The sequence below is a fragment of the Rheinheimera sp. genome, from assembly GCF_037442525.1.
GTDB lineage: Bacteria > Pseudomonadota > Gammaproteobacteria > Enterobacterales > Alteromonadaceae > Pararheinheimera.
Genome location: NZ_JBBIQD010000001.1, coordinates 833868 through 856766, shown reverse-complemented (window position 1 = coordinate 856766; position 22899 = coordinate 833868). Strand labels below are relative to the sequence as shown.

Annotated in this window: 21 protein-coding genes; 6 read left to right on the top strand and 15 right to left on the bottom strand. The window is 52.5% G+C overall.

Translation table 11 applies throughout. The features are described from left to right. Positions 1-208: 208 nt before the first annotated feature. Genes pnp through WKJ03_RS03990 form a run of 3 tightly spaced genes read left to right on the top strand, consistent with a single transcriptional unit; the run spans position 209 to position 4407 of the window. Positions 209-2335 (top strand): polyribonucleotide nucleotidyltransferase, encoded by a 2127-nt coding sequence (pnp, locus tag WKJ03_RS04000; RefSeq protein WP_337840864.1) that lies wholly within the window; start codon positions 209-211, stop codon positions 2333-2335. Further along, positions 2316-3224 carry a lipoprotein NlpI gene (nlpI, locus tag WKJ03_RS03995; RefSeq protein ID WP_337840863.1) on the top strand — a complete coding sequence of 303 codons (909 nt, stop codon included), beginning with the start codon at positions 2316-2318 and terminating at the stop codon, positions 3222-3224. The genes pnp and nlpI overlap by 20 nt, the downstream gene beginning before the upstream one ends. Next, positions 3199-4407: a hypothetical protein gene (locus tag WKJ03_RS03990; RefSeq protein WP_337840862.1), complete on the top strand. Its 1209-nt coding sequence runs from the start codon at positions 3199-3201 to the stop codon at positions 4405-4407. The genes nlpI and WKJ03_RS03990 overlap by 26 nt, the downstream gene beginning before the upstream one ends. Here the strand turns inward: WKJ03_RS03990 and WKJ03_RS03985 are convergent. The 15 genes from WKJ03_RS03985 to WKJ03_RS03915 all read right to left on the bottom strand — a co-directional run bounded on the left by WKJ03_RS03985 (position 4373) and on the right by WKJ03_RS03915 (position 19065). After that, positions 4373-4729, bottom strand: a complete 357-nt coding sequence (locus WKJ03_RS03985; RefSeq protein WP_337840861.1) for a PilZ domain-containing protein — start codon at positions 4727-4729, stop codon at positions 4373-4375. The genes WKJ03_RS03990 and WKJ03_RS03985 overlap by 35 nt on opposite strands. 156 nt (positions 4730-4885) lie before the next feature. Beyond that, positions 4886-5848: a lipoyl synthase gene (lipA, locus tag WKJ03_RS03980; RefSeq protein WP_337840899.1), complete on the bottom strand. Its 963-nt coding sequence runs from the start codon at positions 5846-5848 to the stop codon at positions 4886-4888. Between the two features lie 22 nt (positions 5849-5870). Next, on the bottom strand, positions 5871-6524 hold the full coding sequence (lipB, locus tag WKJ03_RS03975; protein ID WP_337840860.1) for a lipoyl(octanoyl) transferase LipB: 654 nt from the start codon (positions 6522-6524) through the stop codon (positions 5871-5873). Between the two features lie 61 nt (positions 6525-6585). Further along, positions 6586-6867: a DUF493 family protein YbeD gene (gene ybeD, locus WKJ03_RS03970; RefSeq protein ID WP_337840859.1), complete on the bottom strand. Its 282-nt coding sequence runs from the start codon at positions 6865-6867 to the stop codon at positions 6586-6588. Between the two features lie 77 nt (positions 6868-6944). Next, positions 6945-8114, bottom strand: a complete 1170-nt coding sequence (locus tag WKJ03_RS03965) for a D-alanyl-D-alanine carboxypeptidase family protein (RefSeq protein ID WP_337840858.1) — start codon at positions 8112-8114, stop codon at positions 6945-6947. Between the two features lie 37 nt (positions 8115-8151). Further along, entirely contained in the window at positions 8152-9147 is a 996-nt protein-coding gene (locus tag WKJ03_RS03960) for a septal ring lytic transglycosylase RlpA family protein (RefSeq protein ID WP_337840857.1), read from the bottom strand. A 1-nt stretch (position 9148) separates the two neighbouring features. Next, positions 9149-10267 carry a rod shape-determining protein RodA gene (rodA, locus tag WKJ03_RS03955; RefSeq protein ID WP_337840856.1) on the bottom strand — a complete coding sequence of 373 codons (1119 nt, stop codon included), beginning with the start codon at positions 10265-10267 and terminating at the stop codon, positions 9149-9151. Next, on the bottom strand, positions 10264-12138 hold the full coding sequence (gene mrdA / locus WKJ03_RS03950) for a penicillin-binding protein 2 (protein WP_337840855.1): 1875 nt from the start codon (positions 12136-12138) through the stop codon (positions 10264-10266). Before mrdA ends, rodA begins: the two co-directional genes overlap by 4 nt. A 3-nt stretch (positions 12139-12141) precedes the next feature. Then, positions 12142-12612 (bottom strand): 23S rRNA (pseudouridine(1915)-N(3))-methyltransferase RlmH, encoded by a 471-nt coding sequence (gene rlmH, locus WKJ03_RS03945; RefSeq protein ID WP_337840854.1) that lies wholly within the window; start codon positions 12610-12612, stop codon positions 12142-12144. Between the two features lie 4 nt (positions 12613-12616). Then, positions 12617-12937, bottom strand: a complete 321-nt coding sequence (gene rsfS / locus WKJ03_RS03940; RefSeq protein WP_337840853.1) for a ribosome silencing factor — start codon at positions 12935-12937, stop codon at positions 12617-12619. A 51-nt stretch (positions 12938-12988) separates the two neighbouring features. Further along, positions 12989-13636, bottom strand: coding sequence for a nicotinate-nucleotide adenylyltransferase (nadD, locus tag WKJ03_RS03935; protein WP_337840852.1), 648 nt, complete (start codon positions 13634-13636; stop codon positions 12989-12991). After that, on the bottom strand, positions 13629-14675 hold the full coding sequence (holA, locus tag WKJ03_RS03930) for a DNA polymerase III subunit delta (protein ID WP_337840851.1): 1047 nt from the start codon (positions 14673-14675) through the stop codon (positions 13629-13631). The genes nadD and holA overlap by 8 nt, the downstream gene beginning before the upstream one ends. Further along, entirely contained in the window at positions 14676-15155 is a 480-nt protein-coding gene (gene lptE / locus WKJ03_RS03925) for an LPS assembly lipoprotein LptE (protein ID WP_337840850.1), read from the bottom strand. Further along, positions 15155-17740, bottom strand: a complete 2586-nt coding sequence (leuS, locus tag WKJ03_RS03920; protein ID WP_337840849.1) for a leucine--tRNA ligase — start codon at positions 17738-17740, stop codon at positions 15155-15157. Before leuS ends, lptE begins: the two co-directional genes overlap by 1 nt. 170 nt (positions 17741-17910) lie before the next feature. Beyond that, positions 17911-19065 (bottom strand): serine hydrolase, encoded by a 1155-nt coding sequence (locus WKJ03_RS03915; RefSeq protein ID WP_337840848.1) that lies wholly within the window; start codon positions 19063-19065, stop codon positions 17911-17913. A gap of 117 nt (positions 19066-19182) precedes the next feature. Here WKJ03_RS03915 and WKJ03_RS03910 point away from each other — a divergent pair, with 117 nt between their 5' ends. The 3 genes from WKJ03_RS03910 (at position 19183) to yjjG (ending at position 22806) form a co-directional block, all read left to right on the top strand. Beyond that, positions 19183-19635, top strand: a complete 453-nt coding sequence (locus WKJ03_RS03910) for a hypothetical protein (protein ID WP_337840847.1) — start codon at positions 19183-19185, stop codon at positions 19633-19635. 101 nt (positions 19636-19736) lie between these two features. After that, a complete protein-coding gene (locus WKJ03_RS03905; protein ID WP_337840846.1) occupies positions 19737-22127 on the top strand; it encodes an ATP-binding protein in 2391 nt (796 codons plus the stop codon). Next, entirely contained in the window at positions 22120-22806 is a 687-nt protein-coding gene (yjjG, locus tag WKJ03_RS03900; protein ID WP_337840845.1) for a pyrimidine 5'-nucleotidase, read from the top strand. The genes WKJ03_RS03905 and yjjG overlap by 8 nt, the downstream gene beginning before the upstream one ends. The last annotated feature ends 93 nt before the right edge of the window (positions 22807-22899 follow it).

Below are 22899 nucleotides of genomic sequence, written 5' to 3'. Positions count from 1 at the left end.
GCTTTGCCTGTCCTTCTTTTCATTCTATCTCCCCGAACTTTTGCCAGACTTCCGGGTCAGACCTGCGGTCCTGAAATGCTTAATATTTCTTCGCAGGCCAGAAGGCCGCCGCTATCTTTTAACCTGTTGAACAGGCTATACTGTGCCGCGAAAAATCGAACAAAAGACTCCGCGAAAAAACGCGAAAAATCAGAAAGGAAATACTCACGTGACTCCCATCGTAAAATCATTCCAGTTTGGCCAACACACTATTACTCTGGAAACCGGCGTGATCGCCCGTCAGGCTGACGCGGCCGTACTTGCCAGCATGGGTGATACCTCTGTGTTAGTCACAGTGGTCGGTAAAAAAGAGCCTAAACCAGGTCAGGACTTCTTCCCTCTGACCGTAAACTATCAGGAAAAAACTTATGCTGCCGGTCGTATCCCTGGCGGTTTCTTTAAACGTGAAGGCCGTCCTTCAGAAGGTGAGACCCTGATCTCCCGCCTGATCGACCGTCCAATCCGCCCATTATTCCCTGAAGGCTTCACCAACGAAGTGCAGGTGATTGCCACAGTGGTTTCTGTGCAACCTGAAATTCAGCCGGACATTATTTCTATCATTGGTACCTCAGCGGCTTTAGCGCTGTCTGGTATTCCGTTTGCTGGCCCTCTGGGCGCCGCCCGCGTGGGTTATATCAATAACCAGTACGTACTGAACCCGTCCGAAGCTGAGCTGAAAACCAGCAAGCTGGACCTGGTGGTGGCTGGTACTGCCAATGCCGTACTGATGGTTGAATCTGAAGCGGGCATCTTGTCAGAAGACGTGATGTTAGGCGCCGTCGTTTATGGCCACGATCAGATGCAAACTGTGATCAATGCCATCAACGAATTTGCAGCAGCAGCTGCAAAGCCAGCCTGGAACTGGGTAGCTCCGGCCAAAAACACCGCGTTGATCGCTCAAATTGCTGAACTGGCGACTGCCGATGTTGGTGAAGCGTACCGCATCACTGAAAAAGCCAAACGTTACGAGCGTATCGGCGAAATCAAGGCCGCTGTATTTGCCAAAATCAAAGCACAACTGCCAGAAGGTGAAAGCCTGAACGAGCTGGAAGCTGGTGAGATTTTCCATAACCTGGAAAGCCAGATTGTTCGTAGCCGTATCATCAAAGGTGAACCACGTATCGATGGCCGTGACAATGAGATGGTGCGTGCTTTGTCGGTAATGACTGGTCTGCTGCCACGTACCCACGGCTCGGCATTGTTTACCCGTGGTGAAACTCAGGCTCTGGTCACTGCCACTCTGGGCACAGCCCGTGATGCACAGACGGTAGATGATTTGCTGAGCGAAAAAACCGACCACTTTATTTTCCACTACAACTTCCCTCCGTTCTCAGTGGGTGAGACTGGTATGGTCGGTTCACCAAAACGCCGTGAAATCGGCCATGGTCGTCTGGCGAAGCGCGGTGTGGCTGCAGTCATGCCTGCGTTTGAAGATTTCCCCTACACAGTACGTATGGTGTCTGAAATCACAGAGTCAAACGGTTCAAGCTCAATGGCTTCTGTTTGTGGTTCTTCTCTGGCGCTGATGGATGCAGGTGTACCGATCAAAGCCTCTGTGGCGGGTATTGCCATGGGCCTGGTGAAAGAAGGCGATGATTTCGTGGTTCTGTCTGACATTCTGGGTGATGAAGACCACCTGGGTGATATGGACTTTAAAGTGGCCGGTACTTCAGAAGGTATCACCGCACTGCAGATGGATATCAAGATTGATGGTATCACCAAAGAAATCATGCAGATTGCGCTGAAACAAGCCAAAGCAGCCCGTCTGCATATTCTGAACGTGATGGACCAGGCGATCAGCACACACCGTGAAGAATTGTCAGAGCATGCGCCACGCATTTACACCCTGAAAATCAACCCGGAGAAAATCCGTGACGTGATTGGTAAAGGTGGCGCGGTGATCCGTCAAATCACGGAAGAGTCAGGCACCACTATTGAGATTGAAGATGACGGTACTGTAAAAATTGCGGCCACCAATTCTCAGGCTGCCAATATCGCTATCAACAAGATTGAAGCCATTACGGCTGAAATTGAAGTGGGTCGTATCTACCACGGTGAAGTGGTTCGTATCGTCGACTTCGGTGCTTTTGTCAACGTACTGCCAGGCAAAGATGGTCTGGTGCACATTTCACAAATCTCTGATGAGCGTGTGAACAATGTGGCGGATCACCTGCAAATTGGTCAGAAAGTGGCAGTAAAAGTACTGGAAGTGGACAAGCAAGGCCGCGTTCGTCTGAGCATTAAAGAAGCTCATGAAAAGTCTGCTGAGGCTGCCGATGCAGCTGCTGCAGAGTAAAGCCCTGCGGACTTTCGTCAGCACACTGCTTTGTGCAGTGTGGCTGGCGGGTTGTGCTCAAACCACGGCAACTCAGCCAGAGCTGGTGGAAGATTTGCTGATGCCTGAGGCTCAGCCGGTTTCTTATCGCACTGAAATTGCGATTGCCCGAATTACTGAGCTGCTCACCAAGCCCGAAGCGACAGATGAACAACGTGCCCGCTTGTTTTATGACCGCGGCGTCATGTATGACAGCGTTGGCTTAAGAGCTCTGGCCCGCTTTGATTTCCTGCGTGCGTTACGGCTACAACCTGATATGGCGGATGCCTATAACTTTATCGGCATTCATCATACACTGGTGGGGAATTACAACGAAGCCTATGAGTCTTTTGATGCTGCACTGGAACTGGCACCGGATTATGATTATGCCTATCTGAACCGGGGCATAGCCCTGATGTACGATGGTAAAAATGATTTGGCTATCAGTGACTTCGAAGCCTTTTATCAGGCTAAACCTGCAGACCCTTACCGTTCCTTATGGTTGTATTTTGCCGAGAGTAAAAAATCAGTTCCGGAAGCTCAGGCTCGCATGGCATTGAACGAAGCCAGACTGGACTCCCAGCACTGGGCCAGCCAGATTATCGCGTTTTATCTGGGGAAAATCACCGAACAACAATTGCTGGAGATTGCGGCTGACCCACAACTGAATCCTCAGCAATTGGCTGAACGTTTGTGTGAAGTGTATTTTTACCTCGCCAAATGGCATGAACAGCAGCACCCGACCAAAGCGTTGGATTACTACAAAAAAGCCTTGGCCACCAATATTCATGAATTTGTTGAGCACCGTTATGCCCGCATTGAAATGAACAGGTTAAGAGGTTTGGATGCTGATGCAGAACTGGCTCAGTAGGCCGCTGTATTTTGTTGAAAAAGGCCGGCTTGCTGGCTTTTTTTTATGCAGCCTGCTTTGTGCCTGTCAGCCAGACTGGTCCGCCAAAACCGACACCGAACTATTTAAAGCCGCGGCCACAGAAGCGGCAGCCGCCACTGAACTGGCACAGCGACGCCTGGCACAGCAGCAATGGACTGCCGCGCTGAAATGGCAGTTGCAGGCACTGCAGCTTGGTGAGCATCAGTTGTTAGCACCTTATCTGCACTTGCTGGAACAGCAACAGGGCTTTTATGCTGCGGCTGAGTTTTTGTCGCTCTGGCAACAAGCACAACACTCACAAGTTGAGCCATCTTTGTTGGCTCAGTATGGTTTATGGCAGGGGAACAGCTCTGTACCGGGTTTGCAGCGGTCAGAATGTGCCTTACAGCTGCAACCCGTGCTGCAAAATGCGGCGGCGGAACAACAGTGGAAAAGGTTGCTGGCAGAATGGCAACGGGACCCGGCTATGAGCAGCCTGTCGGTCTGTTTTTTGCCAGCGCAGCGTATCCAGAGCCTGGAACTGCGTTGCAGCCTGGTGCCTGACACCCGGGTACAATGCCAGTATCAGCATTTGGCTTCACTGGTTCGTCACAGTGCCATGACTCAGCTGCTGGTCATAGGCGGTAAGGGCGGAGCCAGTTATAACAACGGTATTTTGCAGTTAGCAGAAGACAGCCCTTATTCTGTGCTCCGGCATGAGTTTGCCCATGTGCTGGGATTTATCGATGAATACCTCTTGCCAGAATCCACTGCAAAAGACCTGTGTACCCGATCGGATATTCCGAATTTGCTGACGGATCTGGGTGAGCTGCCCTTGCATCAAAGGCGCTTTGCTCACCAGCGCACAGTGGAACAATTGGTGAAAGTGGACACTTGTGCACAAGTGGGGCTGCAGGCTTATGCGTTGTCGGACTGGTCCCTGATGCGTTATCACGAAGCTGAACTCAGTCCCTTGTACCTGCACTTGATGCAGAATCAGCTTAAGTCGGCAAAGGCACTGATGCCAGTGCAGTATTTTTATGCCTACAAAGCCCGTCTGGCAGGTGACATGACCAGTTGGTCAGTCTTTATGCGAAAGGCTGCAGCACTCGGCTATCCCGATGCGATACGGCTGTTGCAGCAGTCTTCTAAGGTGCAGACAGATCAGCCAGCTCCCGACTAAGTAATTCAGCGTCACCCAGGTTCAGTTCAAGCAAACGGCGTAAATGGCTGACCGATTCAATATCCACTTTGTCACAGCGCAGGCCGACCAACAGGCCATGCTGATGAGCGACACTGACTTGCATCTGCAGGTGCAGGCCAGAATCATTCAGTTCGATTTCAAGCTGGTAAGGCGTGCCTATCACCAGACTGCCAGTGTGTTCCAGCTGGACCAGCGCACCTTTGAGGGATAAATCTTTTAACTGGCCAGGCAGTTGCTGACCAGATGCGGTTAATAGAGTGGGGCCACTGAACAGCACCCGGCTAAAACGTCTGTGATCCACGACAACCTCTCTTATCTGTTGCCCTAAGCATAGTTGGTTTTTAAGGCAAAAAATAGACTGACGCAGGGAAACCGGCCTGATGTCAACTGCTTACCTGTCCATAACAGGGAACTCCAGGTCGCAGAGTTCCTTTATGGCCACCCTTATTGTTTTTGGTTATTTAGTGTTGTAATTCACAACCTCTTCACCTGCGGCCTGGCGGTCTGCGTGGTACGAAGACCGCACGAAGGGGCCCGAGGCGACGTGTTTAAAGCCGATTTCATAACCAATACGTTTGATTTCTTCAAACTCGGCCGGGCTCATGTACCTTTTCACCGGCAAATGGTGCTTACTGGGTTGCAGGTACTGGCCGACGGTCAGCATATCGACGTTGTGTGCGCGCAGGTCGTGCATCACTTCGATAATTTCTTCGGTCGTTTCACCCAACCCCACCATCAGGCCGGACTTGGTGGACACTTCCGGATGAGCCTCTTTGTAACGACGCAGCAGTTCCAGTGACCACTTGTAATCGGCACCTGGGCGCGCCAGTTTGTATAGCCGCGGTGCAGTTTCCAGATTGTGATTAAACACATCAGGTGGTGTTTGGGTCAGAATATCCAGCGCCGTATCCATGCGGCCACGGAAGTCCGGAACCAGCACTTCAATTTTAATGGCCGGGCTTTCACGGCGAATGGCGCTGATGCAGTCAGCAAAATGCTGGGCACCACCATCGCGTAAATCGTCACGGTCGACTGAGGTGATCACTACATACTTCAGCGCCATGTCTTTAATAGTCAGTGCCAGTTTTTCCGGCTCTTCGGCGCTGGGCGGCAAAGGCCGGCCATGGGCAACGTCACAGAATGGACAACGACGGGTACAAATGGCTCCCAGGATCATAAAGGTGGCGGTACCGTGGTTAAAACACTCCGGCAGGTTAGGGCAGGAGGCTTCTTCACAGACCGAATGCAGGCCGTGTTTACGCATGGCGCCTTTGATCTGTTCAATACGTTCTGTGCTGCGAGGCAACTTGATCTTCAGCCAGTCGGGCTTGCGAAGCATTTCGCTGGGTTCGGTTGGCAGTACTTTTACCGGGATCAACGCCATTTTGTCGGCGTCACGTAATTTTACACCGGGTTCCATACGGGCTGTTTTGGTCGTCATCTTAATCTGTTAACCCTGTTTTGTGTTCGGGATGGGTTATGGTCAGTTGTTGCAAAAATTGCTGCACCAGCTGTTGTTTGGCCTCAGCCACAGTCTGAGGGCCCTGAATACTTTGTGTCTGGATCATTTCCATGCCAGCGTAACCGCAAGGGTTAATCCGGTCAAAAGGGCTTAAATCCATGTTGACGTTTAGTGCAAGGCCGTGAAAAGTGCAGCCTTTGCGCACCCGCAACCCCAGAGAGGCGACTTTGCGTCCGTCGACATAGACTCCCGGCGCGTCTGCACGGGGATAAGCAGTGATGCCGTAAGGGGTCAGACTGTCAACAATGCATTGTTCAATCAGGGTCACAAGCTCACGCACACCGATTTTGCGTCGTTTAATGTCCAGCAGTACATAAGCGACCAGCTGGCCTGGGCCATGGTAGGTCACCTGACCGCCACGGTCGACCTGCACCACCGGAATATCGCCGGGCATCAGTACATGTTCTGCTTTTCCAGCCTGGCCCTGAGTAAAGACTGGCGGATGTTCGACCAGCCAGAGCTCGTCCGGGGTTTGTTCGTCGCGCTCATCAGTAAAACGCTGCATGGCGTGCCAGGCTTCCGTGTAGTCACACAGGCCTAAATCCCGGATCACCAGTTGATGGGTCAGTGTCACTGCACTCTCCACTGCACTTTTTGGTCGCGTATTATACCTGCAACCAGAAGAAAAAGGGGCTTCAGATCACATAACGGACCAGTTCAAGCCGGCCCAGCTCGGTATACAGCAGTTCCATATGGTCTTTACTGACCACAGTGACGGACACAGTGACAGAGTGATAATTGCCTTTGCTGCTGGGGCGGACTTGCGGGTTGTAGTCATTGGCTTTAGCGTGCACCTGCAGTACAGCTACAATATGGTCCACCAGTTCAGGCACGGCCACACCCAGTACTTTAAAGTTGACCGCGCAGGGAAACTCTAAAAATTCGTCAAATCTGGTGTTTTTCACTTCTGTGGTCATAGCGTTGTACTCATTAAGGTCAATAAAAAAGTCCCGGTCAGGCCGGGACTTCTGTGGAAAAGCTCAGTTCCGGCAGTTTATTCAAACTGCATTTTTACCATATCGATCAGGCGGCTGAAAAAACCGGCCTGTTCAATATCTTCCAGGGCAACCAGAGGGTACTCGGCCACGTCTTTGTCCCCCAGTTTTAAGTAAACAGTCCCCAGTTGCTGACCCTTGGTAATGGGGGCGACCAGTTGCTGATTCAACTTAAAGTCAGCTTTTAATTCTTTGCGTTGGTTGCGTGGCAGTGTGATGGGGGTTTCTTCCAGCACACCCAGGGTCAGCATATCTTTGGTGCCTTGCCAGACACGCTGTTCAGCAAATTTTTCACCCGCTTTGAAAGGGGAAAAGGTTTCAAAGAAACGGAAGCCGTAGGTCAGCAGCTTTTTATTCTCCGCCTCACGGATTTTAGCGCTTTCAGTGCCCATTACCACTGAAATCAGCCGCATTGAATCTTTGGTTGCTGAGGTGACCAGGCTGTAACCGGCTTCAGAGGTGTGACCGGTTTTGATCCCGTCCACATTCAGGCTTTTATCCCATAACAGACCGTTACGGTTGTATTGTTTGATGCCGTTAAATACATACTCTTTTTCGGAGTAAATTTTGTATTCCTCTGGCGTGTCACGAATCAGTGCTACTGACAATTTAGCCATATCACGTGCTGTGGTGCGCTGCACCGGATCCGGTAAACCGTGCGCGTTGGCAAAGGTGGTGTTGTCCATACCAAGACGGGTGGCGTGGGCATTCATCAGTTCGACAAAAGCCCCTTCGGTGCCGGCAATATGTTCGGCCATGGCGACACAGGCATCGTTGCCTGACTGAATGATAATGCCGCGGTTCAGCTCTTCGACGCTGATGGTTTCGCCGACCTCAATAAACATTTTTGATGAGTCGGAATACTGCTTCGCCCAGGCATTTTCGGTGATAGTGACCGGGTCGCTGGGTTTGATATTGCCATTTTTTATTTCCATACCAATGATGTAACTGGTCATCATTTTGGTCAGGCTGGCCGGGGCCAGAGGTTCATCCGCATTGCCTTCTGCGAGCACTGCCCCTGTGTGGTAATCAATCAGAATATAGCCCTTGGCGTTTACTTCCGGTGGCTGAGGTAACACAGTAGGTTGGGCTGGTGCTGTTTGTCCGGCTGCAAAAAAGCTTGCAACACCAATGGAACCAGCAAGAAAAATTTTACGATACGTATTCATGAGACCTTTTCTTTTGATTGTCACTAAAAAATTCGGGTTAACTGCAACTGTTTCTGTCAGTGATATAAGCTGAAGGGTAATCCGCTGATTTCAACTGGTCTAACAAGGCACCGGCAGCTGCCGCTGACGTCATTGGACCGGCCAGCAAACGGAAAATTCCATTGCCATCGTTAATTTCTGTGGCCACCGCATGACGTTGGCTGATTTGTTCACCCAGTTGTTGCAAGCGGGCTTTATTGCCACTGGCCACCAACTGGATATAACAGCCACTGACTTTGCCCGCCCGCGCCACTGCTGGTGCGGCCTGATAAGCCGGCGCTGTGGGGGCTGCCACTGCAGCAGGCAGAGGCTGGCTTAAACCCGGACGTGGTGTAGCCGGGTTGGACACAAGGGTGGTTTCTTCAAATTTATTCCGGCTTGGGCTGCCAAGACCCATAGCATAAGTGTCCTGGCCTGCCATGGCCGGTGAAGCCAGTAATTCCACCCGCACCCTGGCGGTGCCTTTACCCATCATGCCAATTTTGTAGGCGGCAGAGTAGGACAGGTCAATAATACGGTCGTTGTGGAAGGGGCCCCTGTCATTCACCCGCACGATAGCGGATTGGTTGGTGTCCAGATTGGTCACCCGCACGTAAGAGGGTAAAGGCAGGGTTTTATGGGCCGCGCTCATGGCAAACACATTGTACTCTTCGCCATTGGAGGTTTTATGTCCATGGAATTTATTGCCGTACCAGGAGGCGATACCGACCTCGTCGTATTCGGTAATGCCCAGCAGCGGCGAGTAGTCTACGCCATATATGTTGTAGGGTTTGTTGCCACCCCGACTGAGCAGTTCAGCTTTAGGTTCCGGATCTGTCATTTCCAGCAAGGTCGGCAGGCGGGTCGGGTGGCTGTCTTTGTCTTGCGAGTAACGGCCTTTATTGGGTTCTTCCCAACTTTGGTTTGCGGAAGAATCTGAAGACGGCTTTGGAGTTTGGCTACAGGCCGAAATCAGCAGAGACACACTTAGCGCTGTTATTATTTTTAGTTTCATATCAGGACTGCGGAGCTAAAAAACGTTTATGAGTCGCAATGGACATTAGAATACCAAAACCTGCCATCAGTGTAACCATTGATGTGCCACCATAACTGACCAGAGGTAAAGGAACCCCGACGACGGGCAGTAAGCCGGACACCATACCTATGTTGACAAACACATAGACAAAAAAGGTCAGCATAATGCTCCCACCCAGCAGGCGGGCAAAGTTATCCTGTGCCCGGCTGGCCAGCAGCAGACCACGGCCTATGATAAACAGGTACATCGCCAGCAAAAACAACACGCCAATCAGGCCGAGTTCCTCACTGAACACCGCAAAAATAAAATCGGTGTGCCGTTCCGGCAAAAACTCCAGCTGGGACTGGGTGCCCTGCATCCAGCCTTTGCCTTCAAAGCCACCTGAACCTATGGCGATTTTGGATTGAATAATGTGATAACCAGAGCCTAAAGGATCGCTCTCCGGGTTTAAAAAGGTCAGCACCCGACGTTTCTGGTAGTCATGCATAAAAAACAGCCACATGGTGTAGCCGACCACAGGCAGAGCCAAGGCGATGCTGCTGATAATTTTCCAGCTCATGCCACCTAAAAACAGCACAAAAGCGCCTGAGACAAAAATAAGAATGGAGGTGCCAAGGTCGGGTTGCTGCTGGATCAGCACTGTGGGTATGGCACACATAATAAAACCAAACACCAGGTGTTTGGTGCGCAGTGGTAAGGGGTTGGATGACACAAACCAAGCAATGGCCATTGGCACGGCCAGTTTCATCAGCTCAGAAGGCTGAAACTTCATAAAGCCTAAATCCAGCCAACGCTGAGCTCCTTTGCCTATATGGCCAACGGCCAGCACCAGAATCAGCATTAGGGTGCCTGTCAGAAACAACGGCAAAGCCCAGAAGGCCAGGGTTTGAGGTTTCACCTGAGCCAACAGCAGCATCACACCAAAAGCCATCAGTACTCTCAGCACATAACGGCTGATCATGCCAAAGTCATGGCCACTGGCGCTGTACAACACAAAAAGCCCGGTCGCTGACAATGCCAGCAGAGCGAAGAACAGCGGACCGTCCAGATGCAGCCTGGCCAGCAGGCCCTGGTGTTTGGGGTCTTTTAAGGTGGTCATGGTTGGGCCCCCGCCGCACTTTGCCGGGTAAAATAGTGGTCCATCATTTTGCGGGCTATGGGGGCTGCATTGGTGCCACCTCCACCCACGTTTTCGACCGCTACTGTTAATAAAATGCTGGGGTTTTCGGCTGGGGCATAACCAATAAACATAGCGTTATCGCGGTGAATTTCTTTCAATGCGGCCGCATTGTATTTCTGGTTCTGTGCCATATTGATGACCTGGGCTGTACCCGTCTTACCGCCTGCACTGTAACTGATGCCTTTAAAGGCGTTATAACCGGTGCCGCCCTGGATCATCACGGTCTGGCGCATCGCTTCACGGGCAATATCCCAGTTCTTCGGATTTTTCACCTCAACACTTTGTTGCAGAGGCGCAATCAGGCTGGTGTCCTGTTGCTGGTTACGGAAAAACCGCCCCATATGGGGCGTGGGTTTAGCGCCATTATTCAGCAAGACGGCCGTCGCCAAAGCCAGTTGCATCGGCGTAATGGTCCAGTAACTCTGACCTATGCCCAGTGACACTGTGTCACCCGGAAACCAGCTTTGTTTATGGCGGGCCCGTTTCCATTCCTTTGAGGGCATCAGACCCTGGCTTTCTTCCAGCACATCAATACCAGTGCGGGAGCCAAAACCAAACTGCTTCATATAAGACGAAATTTTGTCGATGCCGAGTTTGACGGCCAAATCATAAAAATAGGTATCGCAGCTTTTGGTAATAGCAGTGTAAACATCAACCCAGCCGTGGCCCCATTTGACATGGTCGCGGTACGCCCGGCTGTAATTGGGCAGTTTGTAAAAACCTGGGTCAGGAATGCGGGTCTGTTCTGTGACAGTGCCGCTTTCCAGCCCCAAGACTGCCATATGAGGTTTAATGGTGGACGCCGGTGGGTAGACCCCCTGTGTCACCCGGTTGACCAGAGGCCGATCCGGCGAGTTCAGCAGTTCACGGTAGTTTTTGCCGCTGATGCCATGCACAAATAAATTCGGGTCGTAACTTGGGTTGGAATAAAACGCCAGTACTGCCCCATCTCGTGGGTCCATCGCTACTATGGCGCCACGGTTTTCGCCCAGCAGCTCCTTGGCTTTTTGTTGCAGGCTTAAATCAATGGATAAAATCAAATCGTCGCCCGAGGTCGCCGGCTGGGAGTTCAGGACCCGGATCACCCGGCCCCTGTTGTTCACTTCCACCTGCTCAAAGCCGACCTGGCCATGCAGCTGGCTTTCGTAAAACCGTTCCATGCCAATTTTGCCAATATCGCGGCTGGCTGCATAATTGGCGGATACTCCGTCGGCTTCCAGCTTATCCAGCTCTTTGGCGTTAATTTTGCCAATGTAGCCGATAGCATGGGTAAATAAATCGCCATAAGGGTAATGCCGGGTTAAGCGGGCTTCCAAAGTGACACCGGGAAACCTGTGTTGATTGACGGCGATAATCGCCACTTCCTGGTCAGTCAGGTGTTCTTTCACCGCTATGCTGGCGAAGCGGCGGTGGTGGCGGACTTCTTTTAAAAATTCTTCCTGCTGTTCAGGTGTGATCTCAATCAGTTTGGCCAGTTGTGCCACAGTGGCTTTAATGTCTTCAACCTGTTCGGGCACCAGTTCGACCGAATGGATAGGGCGGTTTTCTGCCAGCAGCACGCCATTGCGGTCGTAAATCAGCCCCCGGTTTGGCGGTTGTGGAATGAGCTTAATGCGGTTGCCGTCGGCACGGGTGACATAGTGCTCGTGCATCTCAATTTGCAGATGATACTGGTTGAAAACAATCAGCGTAAAACACAACACGACGATGACAAAACCCACAGCGGCCCGTTGTTTAAACAACTGACTGTCGGCGGAGGGGTCCTGAATGGCCTGACGTTCTTTGCGCATGACTTATTCGCGGTGATAAGGGTGGTTAGTGCTGATACTCCAGGCGCGGTACAGACTTTCGGCCAGTACCACCCGTACCATGGGATGAGGCATGGTCAGCGCAGATAAGGACCATTTGGCTTCACTGGCTGCAATACAGGCTGGTGCCAGGCCTTCAGGCCCACCGACCAACAAGCAGACATCCCGTCCGTCCATTTGCCACTGAGTCAGCTTTTGTGCCAGTTGCGGGCTACTCCAACTGCCGCCTTCCACTTCCAGTGTGACAATTCGTGCACCTTTAGGCACAGCGGCGAGCATTTTTTCGCCTTCCTGCTCCAGAATGCGTTTGATATCGGCGTTTTTGCCACGTTTACCGGCCGGAATTTCAATCAGCTCCAGTGGTAAATCTCTGGGAAAACGGCGGGCATACTCCTGATAGGCTGTTGTCACCCAATCCGGCATTTTGCTGCCTACAGCGATCAGTAACAACTTCATCCGGTTAAGCGCTCCACAACTTCTCTAGTTGGTAAAAACTGCGGCTTTCTTCCTGCATCACATGGGCAATCACGTCGCCCAGATCAATCAACACCCATTCGCCTGAACCTGTGCCTTCAATACCCAGAATCGACAAGCCGGCCTTTTTGGCTTCTTTGACCAGGTAATCGGCAATAGAGCGGGTATGGCGGTTGGATGTGCCTGAACAAATCACCATGGCTTCGGTGACATTGGATTTACCTTTGACATCAACCGGGGTGATGTCCTTGGCTTTCATATCGTCCATTTTGTCCAGAACAAAACTTAGTAACTCTTGGGCTTGCACTTTTTACTCCAGGCTGAAAAAACGCGTTATGGTAGCATTTTTTCCACGCCATTACAGGGCCTGATAGAGCCGGTGGTGGCGGATATAGGCCAGCACCTTCGCATCCAGCCACTGGTGCAACGCTTGCTGCTGCCCGGTTCGCAGGCAGTGGCGGACCTGAGTGGCTGATAAATCCAGAGGCGCATTGTCCAGCCATAAAATGACGCCACTGGGTTTGGTGCTGAGCCTATCTTTACTCTCTGTACCAAACTGCTGCAATAATGCCGGGCAGTCGCCTTCTGTTCGGGAATAACCAGGTCTTTGACAGACAACCAAATGGCTAAGTTCAAGAATAGACTGCCATTTTTTCCAGCTTTTAAAATAGGTTAACGAATCGCTGCCCATTACAAACAACAACTGGTGCTCTGGATACAACACACGAAGCTGTTCCAGGCTGTCCGCTGTGTACGAAGGTTTGTGCTGGTTTAATTCCAGGGGTTGCAGCGTCAGGCCCGGATAAGGCGCAATCGCCAGTTCGACCATAGCCGCACGGTGCTGTGGGCTGACCCCGGGACTGCTGCGATGCGCTGGCAGATGGCAAGGCATCAGCTGCACCTGTTCAGGCTGCAACAACTGCTGCACATAGAGGGCACAGGCAATATGGGCTTGATGCACCGGGTCGAAGGTGCCACCGAGAATCGCCAGACGGGCTTTAGTCATGGCCATAGATCTGTTGCAGTGAAAAGACTTTGGGCACAGGGCAAACAAACAAACTGACCAGATGGGCCAGTGCTAAATCCTGGTCTGTCAGGAGGCCGGTTTTAAAAGCGCGGTCAAACGCGGCCAGTTCGGCAATGCAGTAGCTCAGCCATTTCTGCGGTAACCGTGCCACTGCACTGTGGTACATCGGCTGCCGTTTGGGCCAGATCCCATGCTTTTTAAAAAACTCTGCCAGCGGCAGGCCTTGTTGTTGTGCCAGATGCATCTGCAGCAGGGTCTGGATTTCTTTTTGCAATTGCCAGGCAATAATCACAGGCTCAGTGTCCTGCAACAACAGGCGGTGCAGCCTGTGCAGCGCCTCATTACCCTGGCCCTGCAGCAAGGCATCCACCAGCTGAAACACTGAATAATGTGACTGGTCAGCCAGAAACTGCTCAAGCAACGCCGCATCAATGCGGCCCTGGTGGTCTGTCAGGGCTAATTTTTCCAGCTCCTGCGCGGCGGCCAATAAATTCCCTGCGCAGTGATGTTGCAACAAAGTGATGGCATCGGGGCTCAGCTGCACTTTCATGCTGCTTGCGCGTTGCTGTAACCAGCGGGCAAACTGCTGGTCATCCAACGGGTAGAATTGTACCTGTACACCTTGTTCAGCCAGTTGTTTAAACCAGCTGCTACGGGCAAATTCGGTGGCGTTTTTACTGGCATGCAGCACCAGGACAAGGTCAGGATGCAGCTGCTGCGTCAGCTGTTTCAGCTGGTCGGCGGCACCAGCAGGTAGTTTGGCCGGCAGTTCCAGTTCAAATAACCGGCGGGGGGCAAATAACGACAGATTGTTCAATTCCAGCAGAAAATCGGACCAGTTAAATTGCGGATCCCACTGAAAACTCAGACGCTCGTCAAAGCCCTGTGTTCGGGCTTTTTTCCGGATTAAATCCAGGCTTTCCTGCTTCTGCAATGGTTCTTCACCAAACACCAGATACACAGGAGCCAGCTGTTTATCTAACTGTGCAGCAAGCTGATTGCTATACAGTTTCAGCATTTAGTGGGTCCGGTTCAACTGGCGGATAATTCGGCTGGCCGCCTGAGTGCGCAGTTCATCCAGCATCAGATCCAGCTCTTTGGCTTTGGCAAGGGCACTGTTCGGGTCATCCTGATAATCCCTGGTCAGCTGAAATTCGCGTTGTTGCTCGTTTTGTTCTGGTAAATACAGGGTGTAGCGGACTTTATAAATCAGTTCGTATTCGGCGACCTGGCCGTTCGGAAACAACGACAGGGTGCGGCGTTCCAGGCTGTCCTGTTCCAGCTTCAGTACAGGTGCTTTCGGGTCCATCTGTTCAAGCAGTTTAACCTGGTTGCTTTGCAGTTGCAGGCTTAACCGCTCAGCCAAATCCGAATGCTTGGGGGCATCCAGATACAAAGACGGAAATTTTTCCAACGGCAGGCTGCCACGTAAATGAAAACCACAGCTGCTGAGCACCAGGCTCAGCAGCACAAGGGCAAGCAGAGGCAGGCTGCGCATCAGCCCACCGCCAGGTTCAGCAGTTTACCGGGCACATAGATCACTTTACGGATCTCCACACCTTCGAGGAAACGCACCACATTTTCGTCTTGCTTGGCCAGGGCCAGCACGTCGTCCTGCGTTGCGTCTGCCGCCACTGTGATTTTGCCACGCAGCTTGCCGTTGACCTGTACCACCACCAGCTTCTCGTCTTCCACCAGAGCGGCAGTATCCACAGTTGGCCAAGGTTGCTGCTCCAGTGCATCACCCAAACCCAGTTCTGACCACAGGTACTGTGACAGGTGAGGGGTGATTGGGTTGAGCAGTTGCAGTACGGCTTTGATGCCTTCCACTTTCACTTGCTTGTCGGCGTCGGTGTCCACCGGCGCTTTTTGCAGCTTGTTGGTCAGCTCCATAATAGCGGCGATGGCGGTGTTAAAGGTGTAGCGACGGCCAATGTCGTCTGTCACTTTGGCAATGGTTTTGTGAATTTCGCGGCGCAGTGCTTTTTGCCCGTTATTGAGCTCAGCGGCCCAATCGGTACCAAACAGCGCTTTGTTTTCTGCACTTAAAGTCCAGATCCGGCGCAGGAAGCGGTTGGCACCTTCGACGGCGGAATCCTGCCATTCCAGGGTTTGTTCCGGCGGGGCAGTAAACATCATAAACAGACGTACGGTGTCGGCACCGTATTGGTCAATCACCACCTGGGGGTCGATGCCGTTGTTTTTCGACTTGGACATTTTGCTCATGCCCGCGCTTTGCACCGGCTGGCCGTCGCTTTGCAGTACTGCACCTGTAATGCGGCCTTTGTCGTCACGCTCCACAGTCACGTCGGCCGGTGAGTACCATTCTTTGCCGCCGTTGTCGGTTTCGCGGAAGAAGGTCTCCGCCAGCACCATGCCCTGACACAGCAGGCGTTTGAATGGCTCGTCCGACTGCACTAAACCTACATCACGCAGCAGTTTGTGGAAGAAACGTGAATACAGCAGGTGCAAAATGGCGTGTTCAATACCACCAATGTACTGGTCAACCGGCAGCCAGTAGTTGGCTTTGGCCGGATCCAGCATGGCTTTATCGTGATCCGGGCTGCAGTAACGGGCGTAGTACCAGCTCGATTCCATAAAGGTGTCGAAGGTATCGGTTTCATGGAAAGCGGCCTGGCCTTGATAGGTCGTTTTCGCCCACTCCGGGTCGGCTTTAATCGGCGATTTCACGCCGTCCATCACTACGTCTTCCGGCAAGCGCACCGGCAGCATGTCTTCTGGCACCGGCACCTGGGTACCGTCTTCCAGCGTCAGCATCGGGATGGGGGAACCCCAGTAACGTTGACGGGAGACGCCCCAGTCACGTAAACGATAGTTCACTTTCACTTGGCCAATGCCCAGGCCAGACAGCTTGTCGGCAATGGCCTTAAATGCGGCAGCGAAATCCAGGCCGTTAAATTCTGCCGAGTTCACCAGTACGCCTTTTTCAGTGAAAGCCGCGGTGGTTAAATCGCAGACGCTTTCGCTGCCAGCAGCAGGCTCAATCACTTGCTTAATCGCCAGACCGTATTTACTGGCAAATTCATAGTCGCGTTGGTCATGGCCAGGCACCGCCATGACAGCGCCTGAACCATAGTCCATCAACACAAAGTTGGCGACCCAAACCGGCACCTGTTCACCGGTCAGCGGGTGGATCACAAACACGCCTGTTGGCGCGCCTTTTTTCTCCATGGTCGCCATTTCGGCTTCGGCCACTTTGTTGCCTTTGCAATCGTCAATAAAGGCTTGCAGCTGTGGGTTGTTCAGCGCGGCTTGTTGCGCCAGCGGATGCTGAGCAGCCACTGCGACATAAGTCACGCCATAGAAGGTATCCGGACGGGTGGTGTAGACCGTCAGAGTCTGATCGGAACCGGCAACCTGGAAGGTGATTTCCACCCCTTCGGAGCGGCCAATCCAGTTTTTCTGCATGGTTTTGACCTGCTCAGGCCAGCCATCCAGTTGATCTAAATCGTTCAGCAGTTCTTCGGCGTAATCGGTGATTTTGATAAACCACTGCGCCAGTTCACGCTGCTCCACCAAGGCACCTGAACGCCAGCCACGGCCGTCAATCACCTGTTCGTTGGCCAGCACGCATTGATCCACCGGGTCCCAGTTCACGGTCGACAGTTTTTTGTACACCAGGCCTTTTTCAAACAGTTTGGTGAAAAACCATTGTTCCCAGCGGTAATACTCTGGCTGACAGGTGGCAATTTCACGGTCCCAGTCATAACCAAAACCCAGGCGTTTCAGCTGGTTTTTCATGTACTCAATATTGGCATAAGTCCATTTGGCCGGAGCGGTTTTGTTATTGATAGCGGCGTTTTCTGCCGGTAAACCGAATGCATCCCAACCCATAGGCTGCATCACGTTTTTACCTTGCATGCGCTGGAAGCGACTGATCACATCCCCAATGGTGTAGTTACGCACATGGCCCATATGCAGGCGGCCACTTGGGTAAGGGAACATCGACAGGCAATAGAATTTTTCTTTGGTGGCGTCTTCCACCACTTTAAAGGCGTTGTTTTGTTCCCACTTCGCTTGCAGCTGCTGTTCAATTTGCTGCGGGCTGTATTGTTCGTGCATTCAGACCTTCCGACTTCAAACCATGCAAAACCGGCTCTGCAGTGCTTTGAACCGGCGAAAAAAATTGCCGCTAGCATACCGCATCAGTGGGGACGCCAACAACAGCAAAGACGGCCATTGCTGACAGAAATACGCCCTGCAGTGGAGGCTGCAGGGCCAGGGGATGTGGCTTATTCAGGCAAAGCAGCCAGCACTTTACCCACTAATTGGTTCAGCTCATCGCCATTGCCAATCCAGCGCGCGACCATCAGCAGATCATTTTCTTTATCTATGTAGATAATATTGCGCCCGGCCCCCTGAAATGTGACGGCCGTTTCAGGGGCGTTTGGCAGGGCTTTACGGCCAGGGTTTAAAAACCAGTTGGCAAAGCCGTATTCCGGGTTGGCCTTGCCGCCGGTGCGGGCCAGCTTAATCCATTCTTTGCTGATCAACTCTGTGCCTTGCCAGTTGCCGTCCCGTAAAAACAGATAACCAAAACGGGCTAAATCCCAGGCGTTAATAAAGAGACCGCCACCCCAGTGACCACCGCCGGACACCGACTGGATGCGCTGGCCATCCAGTTCAATCCAGCTGTTGTCATAGCCGTACCAACGCCAGGTAGACGAGGCGCCAATGGGCTGCATAATCTGCTCATTCAGTACTGTCGGCAGCGGTTTACGCCAGACATAAAGTGTGGACAGCGCCAGCAGATTCACCCGCACATCGTTGTATTTGTAATAGCTACCCGGTGCGCGCAGCGGCCGGTTCGGCCAGTCGGCTGGCGTTTTGCCTTCGGGTCGGTCGGCCCAGTCTGGTTTTCCCCACAAGCTGCCTTGCCAGTCGCTGGTCTGACGCAACAGGTGATCCCAGGTAATCTGGCTGTTATGCTCCCCTTGGTACAAATCGACACCCTGCGGCATATAAGCCCCGACTTTATCCTGCAGATCGCGGATGAAACCTTTCTGCCAGGCGAGCCCCGTGACCGTGGTCAAAAACGTTTTGGTGATGCTGTGAGTCATATCCACACTGTCGACCTCACCCCAACGGGCAATGAGTTTACCTTGATAAATAATCAGGCCATTAGCGGGCGCACGCACCGACATAGGGCCAATAATCTGGTCGTAAGGTTCTTTGGCGCCAAAGGTGGTGGCCTGCACTATGGCCTGATCTCTACTGGCCCGGTTTTCACTGGCGATAGCGTAGGTGACTGCATCGGCAAGGCGCTGCTCATTCACATTCAGGCTGGCGGGGCTGGCCGTTGCCCAGTGGCCGGCAGGTGGGAAATAGTCTGCTGCCTGAGCACTCAGCTGCAGTACCAGGCCGAGCACAATCATTCTTTTTTTCATTTGAAACTCCGGCAAAAGGTCAGCCTGAAACAAAGCCCGGCCAACTACAACAGGGCTGCGACTAAATTGACAAAAAAGCCGTTTATTGCCGACTATACTGACGTACAGGAGGCAGTTATGGCAGATTTTTCCGACAAATATCAACGCTGGCTCAACGAGTTAGCTGAAATGTTGCGACAAGCCCGTGAGCAGCAGGTGGGCCGGCTGGTGCAGTGGACTGATACCATCAGAGCTTATCTGAAAGCAGGTAAAGACTTAAGCGCCTATGAAACCCAGCTGTTTCTGGAAACTTTAAAGCGGCAGTCTGACGAAGAAGAGCCACCATCGATCTGGCCTGAAGCGCTTTGGTATGAGTTGTCCCTGATCACCGACAAAACCCAGGTGGAATGGCAGGAGCTGCTGGAGGATTTACACCACCATGGCGTGTACCTGCAAGGGGAGCGGGTGGGGATGGGTCTGTATCAGTGCACGGCCTGCGGTCAGACTCAGAGCTTTTTTCATCCGGAAGAACTGTGCAGCTGCACGGACTGCGGTGGTCTGCAGTTTTCCCGGCTGGGGTTGCCCTCTTAATGGTTATGGTGGCGTAAAAGCCATTGCGGTTGTTCTTTTTGCGCCACCTTTTGTTAAGATGGGGAAGTTTCCCCTTTTTTTGATCACGAAGAGCCTTTTGCATGACGCCACAGAGCCGTACCCTTGCACTGTCCCCTGAACAATTAGGTCCTAATCTTGCACCTGAACTGATCCAACAAGCGCTGGATGTCAGCGGTTTATCCAGCACTTTTATTGGTCAGGACAGAGCCAAAGCCGCGCTGAACTTTGCCATTGGTATGGATATGCCGGGTTACAACCTCTATGTGATGGGGGAACCGGCACTGGGGCGTTTTACCCTGGTGCAGGATGTGCTGCAGCAGGCCGCCAGCGAAAAAGCCACACCGGATGACTGGTGTTATATCAATAACTTTGACGATGAGCGGGTGCCCCACACGCTGCGTCTGGCGCCGGGTGAAGGCAAAGTACTGGTAAAAAAGGTGGAAGCGCTGATTGACGAGCTGCTGGACACCTTTCCGGCCGCCTTTGACAACCCAGGCTATCAGCGCAAGAAAAAAGCCATTCATCAGGCCTTTGACGATAAATACGAAGCCGCCATTGCGCTGGTGGAACGCAAAGCGCTGGAACAGCAAGTGGTGCTGTATGAAGAAAATGGCGCTGTGAGCTTTTCGCCGGTGATCGATGGCAAAGCACTGGATGACAGCGAATTTGCCAAACTCTCAGACGAAAAACGCCAGTATTTTTATGACCTGGTGTCAGAACTGGAAACCATTCTGAACGAGCAGTTGCTGGAGTTGCCACAGTGGAAACGTGAGCTGTCAGAAAACCTGCGGGCGCTGCGCCGTGAGACCATTGAAACCGCCATCAAGCCGCTGCTGAAACAGCTGGAGCATGATTACGCCAAAGAAATTGGTGTGCTGCGTTTTCTGAAAGAGATGAAACCGGCGCTGATTAAAGCCGTGCTGGAATTGCTGCCGGAAGAGGCGGAAACCGACAAGCTGGAGGAAATGGACACCCGCAGTTTGTTTGTGGAAGATTTTGTGCCCAATGTGCTGATGCACCATGAATTAATGGACGGCGCCCCTATTATCTTTGAGCCCAACCCCAGCTATGGCAATTTATTTGGCCGGGTCGAATACAGCTCGATGCAGGGCAGTCTGTACACCAATTACGGCATGATCCGCCCCGGCGCGTTGCACAAAGCCAATGGTGGTTATCTGGTGCTGGACGCCGATCGTTTGCTGACACAACCCGGCGTTTGGGATGCGCTGAAACTGGCGCTGAAAAGTGGCGAGATTGTGATCGACACCTTAAGCGACCATGCGGTGACCAACTCCACCATTATCACGCCCAAAGCCATACCGCTGAATGTAAAAATTGTGCTGCTGGGATCCCGCGACCTGTATTACCTGATCCAGGATGTGGACGACGAATTCAATGAGTTATTCCGGGTGCTGGCGGATTTTGAACATTATCTGCCGTTTGAACCACACACCATGCGTTTTATGTCGCTGCAAATTCAGGATCAGATCCAGCAGATGGGGCTGGACACTCTGTCGGCCTGTGGCCTGACTCAACTGCTGCGTTTCAGTTTCCGCCAGGCGGAGCACCAGCGCAAACTGTCCGCCCGTTTTGCCGAAGTGCTGGAGCTGGTACGGGAAGCCTGTTTTTATGCCAGCCAGCATGGCCAGACGGAAGTGACGGCGGCCCATGTGCAGGAAGCACTGGACGGCAAACAGTACCGCACAGGCCGCATCAGCGAATCCTTTTTGGAAGATATCCAGGAAGGCCAGATCCTGATCGACACAGACGGCTGGGCGGTCGGAAAAATCAATGGCCTGACAGTGCTGGAAATTGGTGACACCGCTTTTGGTACACCGGCCCGCATCAGTGCCACTGTGTTTGCCGGTTCGACCGGTGTGGTCGATATAGAACGGGAAGTGGAGCTGGGCAAAGCCATTCACTCCAAAGGGGTGATGCTGCTGACCGGTTATCTGGGCGCTAAATATGCCCAGCATTTCCCACTGACGCTGTCAGCCAATATTGCGATGGAACAGTCGTACGGCCTGATTGATGGCGACAGCGCCTCGTTAGCGGAAGTCTGTGCGCTGATTTCTGCTATTGCCGATTTGCCGATAGCGCAAAGCCTGGCGGTGACTGGTTCCATCAACCAGTATGGTCAGGTGCAGGCCATAGGTGGCGTAAACGAAAAAATTGAAGGCTTTTTCCGGCTGTGCCAGTCGCGTGGTTTAAACGGCGAACAAGGGGTGATTATTCCGGCCAGTAACCAGCTGAACCTGGTGCTGAACGACGAAGTCACCCAGGCCGTGCGGGATGGTCAGTTCCATATCTACACCGTCAAACAGGTGGATGAAGCGCTGGAACTGCTGATGGACATGCCAGCCGGTGAGCGCAACAGCAAAGGCCAGTACCCGAAACGCACCATCAACTTCCTGGCGCTGCGCCGGCTGGAAGATATTGCTGATATCGTCAATGGCACCGCTGATGAGTAACCATTGGGTAACCAAGCTGGAATGGGTGTTGTTTGACGCTGACGATACCCTGTTTCATTTTGATGCCTTCAGCGGCCTGTCGCTGATGATGCAGGCTTATGGCCTGGGCTTCAGTGAGCAGGAGTATCAGCAGTTTCAGGCGCTGAACCAGCCACTGTGGGTGTTGTATCAGCAAGGCGACATTCAGGCCGACGAGCTGAAAGTTCGCCGTTTTACGGCCTTGGGCCAACGTTTGGGTGTCGAACCTGCAGTGCTGAACCGGCAGTACCTGCAGGCGATGGCGCAGGTCTGCCCGCCTTTGCCCGGCGCCATCGAATTATTGCAGCGGCTCAAAGGTCAAAAGCGGCTGGGCATTATTACCAATGGCTTTACCGACTTGCAGCAGGTGCGGCTGGAAAAGGCCGGGCTGCAGGATCATTTTGATCTGCTGGTGATCTCCGAACAAGTTGGTGCCGCCAAACCCAACCCACGGATTTTTCAGCATGCGCTGGAGCAAATGGGTCAGCCAGACCCGTCCACAGTGCTGATGGTGGGCGATAACCCTCAAGCCGATATTGCCGGTGGCCGGCAGATGGGGTTTTATACCTGTTTTGTCCAGCACCTGGGTAAACAGCTTCCTGCTGGTATTCAGGCTGATCTGACGGTGAAAACCCTGACTGAGTTGCTCCCGCTGTTCTGACCTCCAGTTGCAAATTCTTGCAAAACTGCATGAATTCCTGTTAATGAAATCAATGTGTTAACAAATTTGAAACTAATGGCTAATTAAGCTACT